At 62.3% G+C, this 14,631-nt stretch carries 14 protein-coding genes, 1 tRNA gene and 1 pseudogene; 12 read left to right on the forward strand and 4 right to left on the reverse strand.

What is annotated here, in order from left to right; translation table 11 throughout:
- Window positions 1-225: 225 nt before the first annotated feature.
- The 9 genes and pseudogenes from ABIE53_RS21420 (at window position 226) to ABIE53_RS21460 (ending at window position 9,985) form a co-directional block, all read left to right on the forward strand.
- Window positions 226-1,500, forward strand: a complete 1,275-nt coding sequence (locus tag ABIE53_RS21420; RefSeq protein ID WP_192699647.1) for an ABC transporter substrate-binding protein — start codon at window positions 226-228, stop codon at window positions 1,498-1,500.
- A 28-nt stretch (window positions 1,501-1,528) separates the two neighbouring features.
- A complete protein-coding gene (locus tag ABIE53_RS21425; RefSeq protein ID WP_006047172.1) occupies window positions 1,529-2,407 on the forward strand; it encodes a carbohydrate ABC transporter permease in 879 nt (292 codons plus the stop codon).
- The gene (locus ABIE53_RS21430) at window positions 2,395-3,207 is read left to right on the forward strand and encodes a carbohydrate ABC transporter permease (protein ID WP_053859907.1); all 813 of its coding nucleotides are present in this window, start codon (window positions 2,395-2,397) and stop codon (window positions 3,205-3,207) included. Before ABIE53_RS21425 ends, ABIE53_RS21430 begins: the two co-directional genes overlap by 13 nt.
- A 10-nt stretch (window positions 3,208-3,217) precedes the next feature.
- On the forward strand, window positions 3,218-4,252 hold the full coding sequence (locus ABIE53_RS21435; protein ID WP_192699646.1) for an NAD(P)-dependent alcohol dehydrogenase: 1,035 nt from the start codon (window positions 3,218-3,220) through the stop codon (window positions 4,250-4,252).
- 3 nt (window positions 4,253-4,255) lie between these two features.
- Entirely contained in the window at window positions 4,256-5,431 is a 1,176-nt protein-coding gene (locus tag ABIE53_RS21440; RefSeq protein ID WP_029966949.1) for an ABC transporter ATP-binding protein, read from the forward strand.
- 44 nt (window positions 5,432-5,475) lie between these two features.
- Window positions 5,476-6,378: an AraC family transcriptional regulator gene (locus tag ABIE53_RS21445; protein WP_192699645.1), complete on the forward strand. Its 903-nt coding sequence runs from the start codon at window positions 5,476-5,478 to the stop codon at window positions 6,376-6,378.
- A 49-nt stretch (window positions 6,379-6,427) separates the two neighbouring features.
- A pseudogene (gene xylB, locus ABIE53_RS21450) lies at window positions 6,428-7,889 on the forward strand (xylulokinase).
- A gap of 82 nt (window positions 7,890-7,971) precedes the next feature.
- Window positions 7,972-8,241: a hypothetical protein gene (locus ABIE53_RS21455; RefSeq protein ID WP_006047178.1), complete on the forward strand. Its 270-nt coding sequence runs from the start codon at window positions 7,972-7,974 to the stop codon at window positions 8,239-8,241.
- 244 nt (window positions 8,242-8,485) lie between these two features.
- Entirely contained in the window at window positions 8,486-9,985 is a 1,500-nt protein-coding gene (locus ABIE53_RS21460; protein ID WP_029966954.1) for a sensor domain-containing diguanylate cyclase, read from the forward strand.
- A gap of 41 nt (window positions 9,986-10,026) precedes the next feature.
- Here ABIE53_RS21460 and ABIE53_RS21465 read toward each other — a convergent pair.
- From ABIE53_RS21465 to ABIE53_RS21480, 4 genes are all read right to left on the reverse strand, one after another.
- Window positions 10,027-10,102, reverse strand: a tRNA-Lys gene (locus ABIE53_RS21465).
- Between the two features lie 91 nt (window positions 10,103-10,193).
- Window positions 10,194-10,757, reverse strand: a complete 564-nt coding sequence (locus ABIE53_RS21470) for an Hsp20/alpha crystallin family protein (RefSeq protein WP_192699643.1) — start codon at window positions 10,755-10,757, stop codon at window positions 10,194-10,196.
- A gap of 153 nt (window positions 10,758-10,910) precedes the next feature.
- Window positions 10,911-11,330 (reverse strand): Hsp20/alpha crystallin family protein, encoded by a 420-nt coding sequence (locus ABIE53_RS21475; protein WP_192699642.1) that lies wholly within the window; start codon window positions 11,328-11,330, stop codon window positions 10,911-10,913.
- Between the two features lie 49 nt (window positions 11,331-11,379).
- Window positions 11,380-11,823, reverse strand: coding sequence for an Hsp20/alpha crystallin family protein (locus ABIE53_RS21480; protein ID WP_006047182.1), 444 nt, complete (start codon window positions 11,821-11,823; stop codon window positions 11,380-11,382).
- 392 nt (window positions 11,824-12,215) lie between these two features.
- Here ABIE53_RS21480 and ABIE53_RS21485 point away from each other — a divergent pair, with 392 nt between their 5' ends.
- The 3 genes from ABIE53_RS21485 (at window position 12,216) to ABIE53_RS21495 (ending at window position 14,624) form a co-directional block, all read left to right on the forward strand.
- The gene (locus tag ABIE53_RS21485) at window positions 12,216-12,533 is read left to right on the forward strand and encodes a co-chaperone GroES (RefSeq protein ID WP_006047183.1); all 318 of its coding nucleotides are present in this window, start codon (window positions 12,216-12,218) and stop codon (window positions 12,531-12,533) included.
- A gap of 33 nt (window positions 12,534-12,566) precedes the next feature.
- The gene (gene groL, locus ABIE53_RS21490; protein ID WP_006047184.1) at window positions 12,567-14,189 is read left to right on the forward strand and encodes a chaperonin GroEL; all 1,623 of its coding nucleotides are present in this window, start codon (window positions 12,567-12,569) and stop codon (window positions 14,187-14,189) included.
- Window positions 14,190-14,363: 174 nt separating this feature from the next.
- Entirely contained in the window at window positions 14,364-14,624 is a 261-nt protein-coding gene (locus ABIE53_RS21495; RefSeq protein ID WP_006047185.1) for a hypothetical protein, read from the forward strand.
- Window positions 14,625-14,631: the final 7 nt, after the last annotated feature.

The raw sequence follows: 14,631 nt of genomic DNA on the forward strand, positions 1-14,631 counted from the left end.
ATCGGAACGTATCGCCCAGATACTGGCACGCGCGCGCCGCCATCACTGACACATTTTGTGCGCCGCATCCAACGCGCGAGCAAAAAGTATCAGCGCCTTCGACCTTTTGCAGTGGCCCGCACTCGACCGCGACTACTACAGTTCTCGTCACCGTACGTCTGCTCTGCTGCCAACCGCAGCGCCCGTATGGCGATGACAAGAACATTCCAAAATGCGGAGACGAGCATGAAACCGATTCGATTGTTGACGGCCTGCACCGTGCTGGGCGCAGGCTTTCCCCTGCTGGCGGCGGCCCAGACCTGCAACGTTCCCGTGCTCAAGGTGCTCGCGCAAAAGAGCCTGGGCCTCACGGTCATGGAGAAGTCGCTGCCCGATTATCAGAAGCGCAGCGGCACCCGGATTGAGATCAATTACTTCGGCGAGAACGACCGTCGTTCGAAATCGCGGCTCGACGCGTCGACGGGTGCCGGTTCCTACCAGATCTATTACATCGACGAGGCGAACGTCGCCGAGTTCGCATCGGCGGGCTGGGTCGTGCCGCTTCTCAAGTACTACCCGAAAGACGCCGACTACGACGACTTTCTGCCCGGCCGCCGCGCGGTGGCAAGCTATAAGAACGTCGCGTATTTCGCTCCGCTCATCGGCGGCGGCGACTTTCTGTTTTACCGGCGCGACCTTCTCGAGAAAGCGCATATACCCGTGCCGAAGACGCTCGACGAACTCGTCGCGGCCATCAAGAAGCTCAATGCACCGCCGAACATGTACGGCTGGGTCGCACGCGGTCAACGCGGCTCGGGCATGAACGTATGGCGCTGGGCGCCCTTCATGCTCGCCGAGGGCGGCACATGGACCGGCAAGAACCAGGCGCCGGACTTCAATTCGCCGGCCGCGGTGAAAGCCACGCTGCTCTATCGCGACCTCTTCAAATATGCGCCTCCGGGCGCGGCGACCTACGACTGGAGCAATGCGCTGGAAGCATTCCGTTCCGGCAAGGTCGCCTTCATGATCGAATCGACGCCGTTCGCCGACTGGATGGAAGACCCCACGAAATCCAGTGTCGCGGATAAAGTCGGCTACGTCAGGCCGCCCGCACCGTTGCCCTCGGCTGCCTATGGTCACGGTCTCGCGATTTCGTCTGTCGGCGCAAAAGACGAATGCACGCGCCAGGCGGCCGGCAAGTTCATCGCGTGGGCGACGGGCAAGGACCAGGAGCAGGCGCGCCTGCGCGAGAACGTCTTTAGCGACTACAACCGCACGAGCACGATCAAAAGCGATTACTTCCAGAAGCATGTGAAGCCGCAGATCCTCGCCGGACTGAACGACACGAATCCGGTGACGAAGGTCACGATCTGGTCGAGCCCGCAATGGCCGGACATCGGCGACAACCTGGGCATCGCGCTCGAAGAAGTATTCACGGGCACGCAACCGGACGCTCAGGCAAGCCTCAACGACGCCGTTCAGTATGCCGAGGACGCGATGCAACACGGCGCGAAGAAGTAACGCCGACGCCACGCTGTTGGAGACGTCAATGTTCAATCGGGGCAAAACCAGCCTTCCGTTCGTGTTCCTTGGACCGCCTCTTGCCGTGATGGCGGTCCTCGGTCTCGTTCCTACCATCGCGGCCATCAATCTCGCGTTGAAGAACCGCGTGCTGCGCTACGCCGATAGCGACTACGTGTGGCTGCGCAATTTCGCGCGCCTGTTTTCGGACAGGCGCTTTGTCAATGCCATCGAAGTGTCGGCGATCTGGGAAATCGTCACCGTGCTGGGCGCGGTCGTGGTGGGCGTGGTGATCGCCATCTATCTGTTCGAGCAGGTGCATGGCCGCATGCGCGCCGTGATTTCGCTGTTGCTGATCGTGCCGGTGCTGCTGCCGCGCGTGTCGGCGGCCTTCATCTGGAAGTTCATGTATTCGCCGCTGACCGGCATTCTTAGCTGGTTTCTCGGCTTGCTGGGCGTCGAGAACACCGCGTTTCTGTCCGATCCGCATCTTGCGTTGTATGCGGTGGCGCTAGTCGATATCTGGCAATGGGGGCTGTTCTTCGCCGTGGTCGTATTGAAACTGCTCGAGACGCTGCCGCCCGAGCCGCTAGAAGCTGCGCGGCTCGACTATGCGCGCACCTGGCAGGTCTATGCGTACATCGCGCTGCCGATGCTGAAGGTGCCGATCATGAGCCTCGTGTTCATCAAGATGGTCGAATCGCTGCGCTCGTTCGATCTCGTCTATGTGATGACCAAGGGCGGACCCGGCATCACCACGGAAACGCTGGACATGTATGCGTATTCGCAAGGCATCGGCTTGTCGGGCAAGGTCTCTTATGCATCGAGTATGGCCGTCCTGATGATGGTCGCGACCACGCTCATCTTCACTTTCATCTGGAAGCGGGTGAACAAATGGGAAGACTGATTTCGCGCAGCGCGGCGTGGTCGTTCGGCGTGGCGCTCGCGCTCGTTGCCGTCTTTCCGGTGTTGTGGGCTTTTCTCAATTCGTTGAAGAGCCTGCTCGATATCGTCACGCCGACGCCGCGCTTTATCTTCTCGCCGACGCTCGAGAACTACCGGCAAGTCGTGTCGAGTCCCGAGGTGCTGATCGGACTCGGCAATAGCCTGTCTATCGTGGGCTTTGCCGTCATGCTCGGCGCGCTGCTCGGCGTACCGGCCGCGTATGTCATCGCTCGCTATCACGTACCGGGAAAGCGCGACATCCAGTTCTTTCTGCTGTCGCTGCGATTCCTGCCGCCTGTGGCCGTCGCAATTCCGCTGATCGCTATCTGGGTCGACCTCGGTCTGTACGACACGAAGTTGTCGATGGTGGTCACGTATCTGCTCGTCACGCTATCGACCATCACATGGCTGTCCATTCCCGTCTTCCAGCGTCTGCCGCGCGAAGTGGAAGAGGCCGCCACGCTCGACGGCTACGGCCCCTACGCGGTGTTCTGGCGGATCGCCTTGCCGATCAGCGCGACCACGCTGATGGGCGGCATCGTGTTCAGCTTCGTGCTGGTGTGGAACGAACTGATGATCGCGCTCGCCCTCACGTCGTCGAGAAGCGCGACGCTGCCGGTCGTCGCATCCGCGTTCACATCGCTCGGACAGGAAGTGCCGTGGGGCGTGATCAACGCGTCGACGGTGCTGCTCGCGCTGCCTCCGATTATTTTTGTCGGCGTACTCGGCCGGCTGTTGAACTCAATGCTCAAAGGCAAGTAAGGAGACTCTTTTGAAAGCCCTCGTACTCGAAGAAGCACGGCAACTCGCGCTGCGCGATATCGACCTGCCGCTCGAAGTCGGTCCGCGCGATGTCAAGATCAAGATTCATACGGTGGGCGTGTGCGGAAGCGACGTGCATTACTACACGCACGGACGCATCGGTCCGTTCAAAGTCGACGCGCCGATGGTCCTCGGCCATGAAGCATCCGGCACGGTGGTCGAAACCGGCAGCGAGGTGACGCATCTGCATGTCGGCGACCGCGTCTGCATGGAACCGGGCGTTCCGCAATTCGACTCGCCCGCCACCATGCGCGGCCTGTACAACCTGGACCCCGCCGTGCGTTTCTGGGCCACGCCGCCCATTCACGGCTGTCTGACGCCGTATGTCGTGCATCCGGCCGCTTTCACGTTTCGCCTGCCCGACAATGTGTCTTTCGCGGAAGGCGCGATTGTCGAGCCGCTCTCGATCGGCCTGCAGGCCGCGAAGAAGGCTTCGATGAAACCGGGCGATGTCGCGGTGGTCATCGGCGCGGGGACGATCGGCGCGATGACCGCGCTCGCCGCGCTCGCAGGCGGCGCGTCGCGCGTGATTCTCGCCGACGTCATCAAGGAAAAGCTCGCGCTGTTCGCCGGCAATCCCGCGGTGACGACCGTCGATGCACGCGAACAGCGGCTCGCCGATGTGGTTCGCGAAGTCACCACAAACTGGGGCGCCGACGTGGTATTCGAAGCGAGCGGCAACGCGCGCGTCTACGACGACCTGTTCGATCTGCTGTGCCCTGGCGGCTGTGCGGTGCTCGTCGGCATGCCGGTGGACCGCGTGCCGCTCGATGTCGTCGCGATGCAGGCGAAGGAGGCGCGCCTTGAATCGGTGTTCCGTTACGCGAATGTGTTTCCGCGTGCGCTTGCATTGATCAGCTCGGGCATGATCGACGTGAAGCCGTTCATCTCGCGCAAGTTCGCTTTCGCCGACGGCCTGAAGGCATTCGAGGAAGCGGCGGCAGCGCGCCCGCACGATGTGAAGATCCAGATAGAGATGGACTGAGTCATGGCGAAGATCGTTTGCAAGGGCCTTACCAAGCGTTATGACGGCGGACCGCCGGTGCTGCATCCGCTCGATATGGAAATCGACGACGGCGAGTTCGTCGTGCTGCTCGGGCCATCCGGTTGCGGCAAGTCCACGATGCTGCGCATGATCGCGGGTCTCGAAGGCATCAGCGGCGGCGACCTGGCGATCGGCGACAAGGTCGTGAACGATCTGCCGGCGCGCGAGCGCAACGTCGCAATGGTGTTCCAGAACTACGCGCTGTATCCGCACATGACGGTGTATGAGAACGTCGCGTTCGGCTTGCGGCGGTTGAAAGTTCCGGCTGCGGAGATCGACCGCCGCGTGCGCGAAGTCGCCGCGATGCTGAATCTCGACGCCTTGCTCGATCGCAAGCCACGCGCGATGTCGGGTGGTCAGCAGCAGCGCGCCGCCATCGCGCGGGCCATGATCAAGACGCCTGAAGTGTTTTTATTCGACGAGCCGCTGTCCAATCTCGACGCGAAACTGCGTGCGCAGTTGCGCGGCGACATCAAGCGCTTGCATCAGCGGCTGAAGACCACAACGGTGTATGTGACGCACGACCAGCTCGAAGCGATGACGCTCGCCGACCGCGTGATCCTGATGCGAGGCGGACGTATCGAGCAGGCCGGCACACCGTCCGACCTCTACCATTTCCCGCATACGCTGTTCGCTGCTGGCTTCATCGGCACACCCGCGATGAACTTCATGTCCGGGACCATTGAACGCACCGGCGACACCTGTTTCGTTCAGGTGCAAGGTCAGCGCTGGGCGCTTGCCGGGCCGCGCTTTGCGAAGTTGCAGTCGGGCCAGGCGGTCAAGCTCGCGATCAGGCCGAACTACCTGAAGGTCGCCTCCGCGGACGACGACATCGCGATGCTCAAGCTGCGCGGCAAAGTGGAACTGATCGAACTGCTGGGCGCGGAGGCGCTCGTCACGCTCGAATTCGCCGGCGAACGCCTCGCGGCTCTTGTACCCGCAAGTGAATTGCCGGCGCTGGATAGCGTGGTAACGTTCCAGTTCAAACTAGCCGACCTGCACGTTTTCGACGCGCAGACGGAGCAGAATGTGTCCTTGCCCGTTGCTCACATGAGAGCGACATCGCCGGTTGATCCGCTGCATCGGACCACGGGCGTGCAAGGAGCGGCTGTACATTGACGCAATAAGACGCGGCCCCGAGACAGCCGCCAAGGAGAAGCGCGATGAATCCGGACCTCGAACTGGTGCACACGCGGCGCGACGAGTCGTTCCGCGCCTGGGTGCATGACTATCCGCACACGGTGGCGAAGTGGCACTTTCATCCGGAGTACGAGATTCACGTCATACGCGCGTCGTCGGGCAAGTTCTTTGTTGGCGACTTTATCGGCGACTTTGCGCCAGGCAATCTCGTGATCACCGGGCCGAATCTGCCGCACAACTGGATTAGCGAAATCGGCGAACGCGAAACGGTGCCCTCGCGTGACGTGGTGCTGCAATTTTCGCGCGATGCGATCGAACGCATGGCGGCCGCATTCAACGAATTGCACTCCATTGTCGGCCTCGTCGACGACGCCGCGCGCGGCATCCAGTTTCCCGATGCCGTCGGTCTCGCCATCGCGCCGATGATGATGGAGCTCGCCGCGTCGCACGGCTGCCGCCGCGTCGAACTATTGATGTCGATCTTCGACAGGTTGTCGTCGTGCAACGAGCGCACCTTGCTCGCGGGGCCCGCCTACGACGTCAACGCGCATCGCTACATGCAGTCCACGATCAACCAGGTGCTCTCGTACATTCAGCAGAATCTTCCGGGCACTTTGCGCGAGGCCGACGTTGCCGAACTCGCGGGCATGAGCGTGAGTACCTTCACTCGCTTTTTCCGCCGTCATACGGGATGTACGTTCGTGCAGTACCTGAACCGTTTGCGCATCAACGAGGCGTGCGAACTGCTGATGTGTTCGACGCTTAGCGTGACGGACATCTGCTATCGCGTCGGCTTTAACAACCTGTCGAACTTCAATCGCCAGTTTCTTTCGACGAAGGGGATGCCGCCGTCGAAGTTTCGCGCGCTGCATCAACTGAACGAACACGTAAACGAACACATCAACGAACACATGATCGCGGCCTGACGTCTTGCCTCGGCAACACACGACGGCCGCCACAACCGGGACGACACTCTTGACTTTCCTTGGAATCGACCTTGGGACATCCGAGGTCAAGGTACTGCTCACCGACGACGAATCGCAAACGCTTGCCACCGGCAGCGCACGGCTTGAAGTCGAAAAACTCCATCCTCACTGGTCCGAACAGAGCCCGCAGTCGTGGTGGCATGCCACGCTCGATGCCATCGCGCAGGTGCGGGCGTCGAATCCGGCGGGCTTCGCGGCGCTGCGCGGCATCGGCTTGTCCGGCCAGATGCATGGCGCGACGCTGCTCGATCGCGCGGGCCAGGTGCTGCGTCCAGCGATTCTCTGGAACGACACGCGCGCGGCTGCCGAATGCGTCGAACTCGAAGCGCTGGTGCCCGAATCGCGTTCGATCACCGGCAACCTCGCCATGCCGGGCTTCACCGCGCCGAAAACTTCTGTGGCTGTCCAAGTACGAGCCGGCCGTGTTCCGCGCAGCGCACAAGGTGCTGTTGCCGAAAGACTATCTCGCGTGGCGGCTCACGGGAGAATTCGTCTCGGATATGTCGGATGCGTCGGGCACGCTATGGCTCGACGTGGCGAAGCGCGACTGGTCGGACAGAATGCTTCACGCCACCGGGCTTTCGCGCGAGCACATGCCGAGGCTCGTCGAGGGCAGCGACGCAGCGGCACAGTTAAACGATACGTTGCGGCGCGAATGGGGCATTGCGAACCCGGTGCTGCTGTGCGGCGGTGCGGGCGACAACGCGGCGAGTGCGATCGGCATGGGCGTCGCCGAAGCCGGTAGCGCGTTCTTGTCGTTGGGTACATCGGGCGTGCTGTTTGCGGGCACCGACCGCTTTGCGCCGAATCCCACGCAGGCGGTACACGCGTTCTGCCATTGCTTGCCGGACCGCTGGCATCAGATGAGCGTGATCTTGTCGGCGGCTTCGAGTCTCTCATGGTTGTCCGGCGTGCTGAAGACCGACGTCGCCGAGCTTGCGGCCTCGGCCGAAACCGCCGATGCACGCGGCGCACCGCTGTTCCTGCCGTATCTGAGCGGCGAGCGCACGCCTCACAACGACGCGAACGCGAAGGGCGTGTTCTGGGGACTCACCGGCGCTCACACGAACGCCGACCTCGCGTACAGCGTGATGGAAGGCGTGGCCTTCGCGATGGCCGACGGTTATGCGGCGCTACAGGGCGCGGGGACCACGCTGGACACCGCGTCGTTCATCGGCGGCGGCTCGCGTAGCCGCTTCTGGGCCCAGCTTTGTGCAACCGCTACGGGCGTTGCCATGCGCCGTCACCAGGGCGGCGATGTCGGCGGAGCGTTGGGCGCCGCGCGGCTTGCGCGTCTGGCCGTGACGAAGGAGAGCGTCGCGCAGGTGTGTACATCGCCGGCGACGATCGAGGTATGCGCGCCTGACGCGGCGCAACGAGGCTTAATCGAAGAGCGGCTTGCGCGGTATCGCAGGATCTATGCGGCGCTTAAGGACGAGTTTTCCCGATAGCGGTTCGTTACGTTCCAACTCGCTCAATGTTTCGTCAACGCAGCCGCGCTTCAATGACCAAGGCGCGGCTGCGGTATTCCACATGGCAAGGGTTCCTGCCAACACCACACTGTGGCCCCAACGCGGGCCACGGCTAAAGACTCCTGTCACCGAACGCCGCGAGAAGCATCGCGGCCTCCTCGCGAAGCTCCGCACACTGCCGCACCGCGTCGTCAGCGGGGTTCGCTCTTCCGATCGCGTCGAAAGCGGCCATCGCTACGCACAGTTCGTGCAGCAGGTCATCGGTTATGAAGGGGAGTTCGGAATCCATGCCCGCATTAACGACATTCCAACGGCCGACTTTAACGGCTAACTAGCCGGGCGCGTTTTTTCGGCGATATCGGCATTGCATGGGTGTCGCACACCGCTCCGCTAGAATGCGGGGGAACCCCACATGTAAAACCGGCGCTCTCCCCTGCGCGGCCCGAGCCGATCGATCGGCTCACCGACCAGGGCAAACCCGGCATCAAGGAAATCGCATCGATGTTCGGCATTCACCGGTCCACTCTTTTTCGTCTCCCGGGTCAGCGCCAGAGCCCCACAATAACGAGGTGAACATGCTGTCGCTGCGCAACAACAAAAACATCGCTGCATGGCACCTTGGACCGCGTGCCGTTTTTTATGGCGGCTTCTTCATCGCCATCGTGATGGTGTCGCTATGCGCCGCTTCGCTGTACCAGAGCCGGCAGGACGCGCTCGATCGGGCGCGCGAGACATCGCGCAACGTCGCACTGATCGCGGAGCGTGACATCGAGCGCAATTTCGAGTTGTACGGGCTTTCGCTTCAGTCGGTGGTTGACGGACTCGGCAACCGGGACGTGATGGCCTTGCCGCCCCGTCTGCGAAACCAGATCCTGTTCGACGGCGCCACCGCCGCAAAAAATCTCGGCTCGATGCTCGTGTTCGATGCGTCGGGCAAGATCATCATCGACGCGGGGAACGACGCGCCGCGCACCGGCAACTTTGCCGACCGCGATTACTTCGTCGTGCAGCGCGACAACCCCAACGCCGGCCTGTATGTCAGCGCACCGTTTCATTCGCGTCTGCGCAATGGTGCGCCCAGCATCGCGTTGAGCCGCCGCATATCGAACCCGGACGGTTCGTTCGCCGGCATCGCGCTGATGGCGATCAACCTCCAATATTTTCACGACCTGTTCGGCGGATTATCGCTCGGGCAGCACGGCGCCATTTCGCTGATCGCCCGCAATGGTCTCATGATCATGCGGCACCCTTACGATCCGAAGGTGATCGGACGCGACATCAGCAAGGCCAGCACTTTCAGGCAGTTCATGACCGCCGAGGAGGGCAGCTTTTCCGACACGTCGTCGATTGACGGCGTGCGTCGGCTCTACTACTTCCGCAACTTCCCGCACCTGCCGTTGATCATCATGGTGGCCGAAGCGGAGCCGGACATCTACGCGGCCTGGCATCGGCGGGCGCTCACAATCGGCTCGCTGATGAGCGCGTTCGCTGTGGGATTCGTCGCGCTGTCGTTCGTGTTGGGCACGCAACTGCAGCGTCGGCTGCGCGCCGAATCGGAGCTGCAATTGCTCGCCCGAACGGACAGTCTCACCGGTTTGCATAACCGGCGCACGCTTGGGGAGATTCTCGAACAGGAGTGGCGCCGCGCGAGGCGCACGCACAGCGTGTTCTCGCTGCTCTTTGTGGATATCGACCGCTTCAAGGCCTACAACGACACGTACGGCCATCAGGCCGGCGACGATGCGCTGGCCGCGGTCGCGCGCTGCATCGGCGATAACATCCGGCGACCGGCCGACACTGCGGCCCGCTATGGCGGTGAGGAGTTCATTGTCGTTCTGCCGGATACGCCGCCGCAAGGGGCGTCCGTTATCGCGGAGAAAATCCGCTCGGCGATCAACGAACTCGCTATCGAGCATGCAGGCAGCGAATACGGACGCGTGACCGCGAGTATCGGGTCCGCAAGCTGGTCGCCCGACCACGACGCCGATGTGACAACGGTCATCAAGGCCGCCGATGAAGCGCTCTATAACGCGAAGGCGACCGGGCGTAATCGTGTTGCTAGTTGCTCGGAATAGGGAGCGGCGCGCGGCTTCCTTGGACGCCATGCAAAAAAGATTGGTAGGCCGTGGCGGATTCGAACCGCCGACCAACGGATTAAAAGTCCGCTGCTCTACCAGCTGAGCTAACGACCCACTCTCAACACGCCCGTTCGCCGCGAGCGTTTTTCAGGCCAAGGCGAACAGACAGCCGATAGCCGATAGCCGATAGCCGATGCCGCCCGCGCTAGCCAATCTCGATTGTCCGGCTAGCGGTTCGCGGCCGCTCCTGCTTCGGCACCGTTAAAGTTAGCACGCCTTTGTCGAATTTGGCCAGTGCGCGGTCCGGGTCCGCCTCCTCCGGCATCGGGATTGTGCGCACGAAAGCGCCGTATGCACGCTCGAGCCGGTAGCAACCGTCTTCCTCGCTGTGTACGTCCTGCTTTTTCTCGCCGCGCAACACGAGCGCGCCATCCTCGACACTCACGGCCAGATCCTCGCGCGCCATGCCTGGCAACTCGGCGGTCACGCGCAACACCTTGCCTTCGTCGACCACGTCGATGCGCGGCTGGAAACGCGACGAACTGAAGTCGCCGAACCATCGTTCGAGCGCGCCGCGGCCCGCGAACGGATCATGGAAAAACTCCTCGACCGCACGCCACGGATCGCGCGGAAAAAGCCGCGAAATATCGGGCCACGCGGCACGCCACTGCTCGCTCGCCGGCGTATCCGGCGCACTGTCCGCTTGCTGCTTGCGCGCCGAGCCGCGAAGAAACTTGAAAGGGTTCCACTTTTTCGGATCGGTGTTCATCGCATCCTCCTTTACGTCTGGTACGAGAACCGCATATTCACCATAGCGCCGACGCCATGCCATCGCAAACATGGCGGACGTGGCGGAAGTGGCGGAAGTGGCGACATAACGCCGCCACCCGTTTTCTCCTGTCGTCGTTGCGAATGTGCCGGGTCAGTTCGTCCGCACTTCGATGCGGCGCGGACGCGCTTCGTCGTGACGCGGAATCGTCAACTTCAACACGCCGTCCTTCAGATTCGCGTCGATCTTCGACGTGTCGAAGTCGGCGCCGAGCGAAAACGCCCGCGCAAAACGCGGTTCGCGAATTTCCGCGTGCTGCAGACGCAGCCCGGCCGGTGTCGGCACCATCGCCTCGGCCTCGATATACAGATTGCCATCGTGGACTTTCACACTCAACCGCTCCTTCGTCACACCCGGCAAATCGGCCCACAGCGTAATGCCCTGACTGTCCTCGGAAACGTCGACGGGCGGCGTCAGCGTGACGCGGCTTTGCGCGCGCTCGTCGTCGCGGCGCGTCACCGCGGTTTCGCTCGCGGCTTCATCTTTTCTCGCAAGTTCGGTTGTGTCGCTCATGATTGCCTCCTTACTTCACGATCTTCACGATTCGTTCTCACCCAAAACATCATTGAACGGTAATGGCGCGCGGCTTCGACGACTCGCGCTTCGCCACGCTCACGACCAGACAGCCGTCGGCATAACGTGCGCTGGCCTTGTCCGGGTCCGCATGCTGCGGCAATTCGATCGCGCGCCGGAACCGGCCGGCAAAACGCTCCTGCGCATAAGTGCGCGTGTCGTCGCCGGCGGCTTCCGTCTGCGGGAATTCGCGCTCGCCGCTGATCGTCAGCAGACGCTTGTCGATCGATACATCGAGTTTCGCCGGGTCGATGCCCGGCGCGAACGCGACGATCTCGATGGACTCGTCCGTGCTGCCGATATTGATCCCCGGAAACGTGCCTGAACCCGCGGCGCGAATGCTCGTGGGAAAGCCGTCGAAGAGACTCGCGACCTGCCGTTGCAGGCGTTCGATATCGCCGGCCAACCCGGCGCTTGAGAAGAGATCGCTCATGGTGTTGCTCCTTCGCCCTGGGGCGAACCGGACCACGCGCTCCAGTTCGCCCGTCAGGGACATTCATCCACTGACAAACAAATCGAAACACGCAGCGCGTGCAACGCGACTGCTGAGCCGACAATAAAATAGGTCGGCGCCGAACGAATTTCAAGTACGGTTTTTGCACAGTTGCCTGACGAAAAACCGGCGCGAAAACGCGCGACTCGCGCTGAAAAATTTTGTTACAAAGAGCCCGCTCGACACGCTCTTGAAGTCCCGCAACGAACCCCTATTTCGCTTTCCGCCGGGACACTGGCAACGGCTGCGCCCCAACGCGGGCGTCATCCATCTCGCTGTTCGCGCGCAGCCGGATTCCTTTTTGGTGATCTGTTATCGCACAGGAGATGGAAATGAACATTCGTCCCCTCTACGACCGGGTTGTCGTCAAGCGAATCGAGCGGCAACGCACGACGGCATCCGGCATCGTGATTCCGGACTCCGCCGCCGAAAAGCCCGAACAGGGCGAGGTGATCGCGGTCGGTGACGGGCGTCTGCTGAAGGACGGCACCCGGCGTCCTCCCGAACTCAAGGTCGGCGACCACGTACTCTTCGGCAAATATGCAGGCCAGACCGTCAAGATCGACGGCGAGGAACTGCTCGTCATGCGCGAAGAAGACGTGATTGGCGTACTCGAAGCCGACGCGGCCGCGCAGCGCAAAGCCGCGTGATAAACGTTCAAAGACTTTTCCCGGAGCAACAAGATGAGTGCGAAAGATGTCAGGTTTCACGACAGCGCCCGTAACCGGATCGTCAAGGGCGTGAACGTGCTGGCCGATGCGGTGAAAGTGACGCTCGGCCCCAAAGGCCGCAACGTCGTGATCGAGCGCAGCTTCGGCGCGCCGGTCATCACGAAAGACGGCGTGTCGGTGGCGAAAGAAATCGAACTGAAGGACCGCTTCGAGAACATGGGCGCGCAAGTCGTGAAGCAGGTCGCGTCTAAAACCGCCGACGTGGCCGGCGACGGCACCACGACCGCGACCGTGCTCGCGCAATCCATCGTGCAGGAAGGCATGAAGCACGTCGCCGCAGGCATGAATCCAATGGACCTGAAGCGCGGCATCGACAAGGCGGTTGCGGCCGTGCTGGACGAATTGCTGAAGACGTCCAAGCGTATTTCGACGAGCAAGGAAATCGCGCAGGTGGCGTCGATCTCCGCGAACGCCGACGAAGCGATCGGCAAGATCATCGCCGATGCAATGGACAAGGTCGGCAAGGAAGGCGTGATCACGGTCGAAGACGGCAAGTCGCTCGACAATGAACTCGACGTGGTCGAGGGCATGCAGTTCGATCGCGGCTATCTGAGTCCCTACTTCATCAACAATCCTGACAGGCAGGCCGCGTATCTCGACGATCCGCTGATCCTCGTGTACGACAAGAAGATCTCGGCGATCCGCGATTTGCTGCCGATACTCGAAGCCTCCGCGAAGGCAAGCAAGCCGCTTTTCATCATCGCGGAAGACGTCGAAGGCGAGGCGCTCGCCACGCTCGTCGTCAATTCGATGCGCGGGGTGCTGAAGGTCGCGGCCGTCAAGGCGCCTGGATTCGGCGACCGCCGCAAGGCGATGCTCGAGGACATCGCGGTGCTCACGGGCGCCACCGTCATCTCCGAAGAAACCGGCAAGCAGCTCGAGAAAGCGACGCTCGAAGATCTCGGCAGCGCAAAGCGTGTGGAAGTGCGCAAGGACGACACGATCGTCATCGACGGCGCCGGTGACCAGCAGCAAATCGAGGCGCGCGTGAAGGCGATTCGCGCGCAGATCGCCGGGACCACCAGCGACTACGACCGCGAGAAACTGCAGGAACGCGTGGCGAAGCTCGCGGGCGGCGTCGCGGTCATCAAGGTGGGCGCGGCGACCGAAGTCGAGATGAAGGAAAAGAAAGACCGCGTCGACGATGCGTTGCACGCGACGCGCGCGGCCGTGGAAGAAGGCATCGTGCCGGGCGGCGGCGTGGCGCTGTTGCGTGCGCGTGCGGCCATCGCGGACCTGAAGGGCGCCAACGCCGATCAGGATGCCGGTATTCGCATCGTGCTGCGCGCGCTCGAAGCGCCGCTGCGCGTAATCGCTTCGAACGCGGGCGACGAACCGTCGGTGGTCATCGCGAAGGTGCTCGAAGGCAAGGGCAATTTCGGTTATGACGCGGCCACGGGTCAGTACGGCGACCTCGTGGAAGCCGGTGTCGTCGATCCGACGAAGGTGACGCGCACGGCGCTGCAAAACGCGGCGTCGGTCGCCGGCCTCATTCTCACGACGGATGCAACCGTCGCCGAAGCACCGAAGGAAGAGAAGCCCGCCGCGGCGAACGCGCCCGAACTCGAGTACTAGCCGAGTACCAAGCAAAGTACTGAGCAGAGTACAAAGGAGAAGGTTCGGCTGCCATTGCCGGGCTCACGTCCGGCACGGCTCCAGTTCGGCTCCGCTGTCCGTTCGCGGCTGGCGGAGCCGCTTTTTGCATGAGCCGCAGCCGGTTTGCGTGAGATTCGAAACGATCGAATACGTATGGAACTGACGCTCATTATCGACTCGCGTCCACTGGCGCTCGAACTGGACGACGTGGTGGCGGGCCTGCTTGCCGCTCGCCTGAACCTGCCCTCGAACACCGACACGCGCGCGGCGCTCGCGCGCTATCTGAGCGATGCCGGCGGGCCGTGGATGCTCGACGAAAATCACATGCGCAAGCGCATCATGCGCCGCCTCATACTCGACATCGCCGATCCCGCGCTGGTGATCCGCTATCTGATGATCGAGCAACCGCATTGAACGGCGC

The organism is Paraburkholderia sp. OAS925 (assembly GCF_040543975.1).
GTDB lineage: Bacteria > Pseudomonadota > Gammaproteobacteria > Burkholderiales > Burkholderiaceae > Paraburkholderia > Paraburkholderia graminis.

What these genes read in the sequence shown, in the direction of transcription:
- ABIE53_RS21470 (WP_192699643.1), bottom strand. Translation starts at nt 10,757, where the DNA reads ATGAACACCGATCCGAAAAAGTGGAACCCTTTCAAGTTTCTTCGCGGC.
- ABIE53_RS21485 (WP_006047183.1), top strand. Translation starts at nt 12,216, where the DNA reads ATGAACATTCGTCCCCTCTACGACCGGGTTGTCGTCAAGCGAATCGAG.
- groL (WP_006047184.1), top strand. Translation starts at nt 12,567, where the DNA reads ATGAGTGCGAAAGATGTCAGGTTTCACGACAGCGCCCGTAACCGGATC.
- ABIE53_RS21495 (WP_006047185.1), top strand. Translation starts at nt 14,364, where the DNA reads ATGGAACTGACGCTCATTATCGACTCGCGTCCACTGGCGCTCGAACTG.
- ABIE53_RS21420 (WP_192699647.1), top strand. Translation starts at nt 226, where the DNA reads ATGAAACCGATTCGATTGTTGACGGCCTGCACCGTGCTGGGCGCAGGC.
- ABIE53_RS21445 (WP_192699645.1), top strand. Translation starts at nt 5,476, where the DNA reads ATGAATCCGGACCTCGAACTGGTGCACACGCGGCGCGACGAGTCGTTC.
- ABIE53_RS21480 (WP_006047182.1), bottom strand. Translation starts at nt 11,823, where the DNA reads ATGAGCGATCTCTTCTCAAGCGCCGGGTTGGCCGGCGATATCGAACGC.
- ABIE53_RS21430 (WP_053859907.1), top strand. Translation starts at nt 2,395, where the DNA reads ATGGGAAGACTGATTTCGCGCAGCGCGGCGTGGTCGTTCGGCGTGGCG.
- ABIE53_RS21475 (WP_192699642.1), bottom strand. Translation starts at nt 11,330, where the DNA reads ATGAGCGACACAACCGAACTTGCGAGAAAAGATGAAGCCGCGAGCGAA.
- ABIE53_RS21425 (WP_006047172.1), top strand. Translation starts at nt 1,529, where the DNA reads ATGTTCAATCGGGGCAAAACCAGCCTTCCGTTCGTGTTCCTTGGACCG.
- ABIE53_RS21440 (WP_029966949.1), top strand. Translation starts at nt 4,256, where the DNA reads ATGGCGAAGATCGTTTGCAAGGGCCTTACCAAGCGTTATGACGGCGGA.
- ABIE53_RS21460 (WP_029966954.1), top strand. Translation starts at nt 8,486, where the DNA reads ATGCTGTCGCTGCGCAACAACAAAAACATCGCTGCATGGCACCTTGGA.
- ABIE53_RS21455 (WP_006047178.1), top strand. Translation starts at nt 7,972, where the DNA reads ATGGCAAGGGTTCCTGCCAACACCACACTGTGGCCCCAACGCGGGCCA.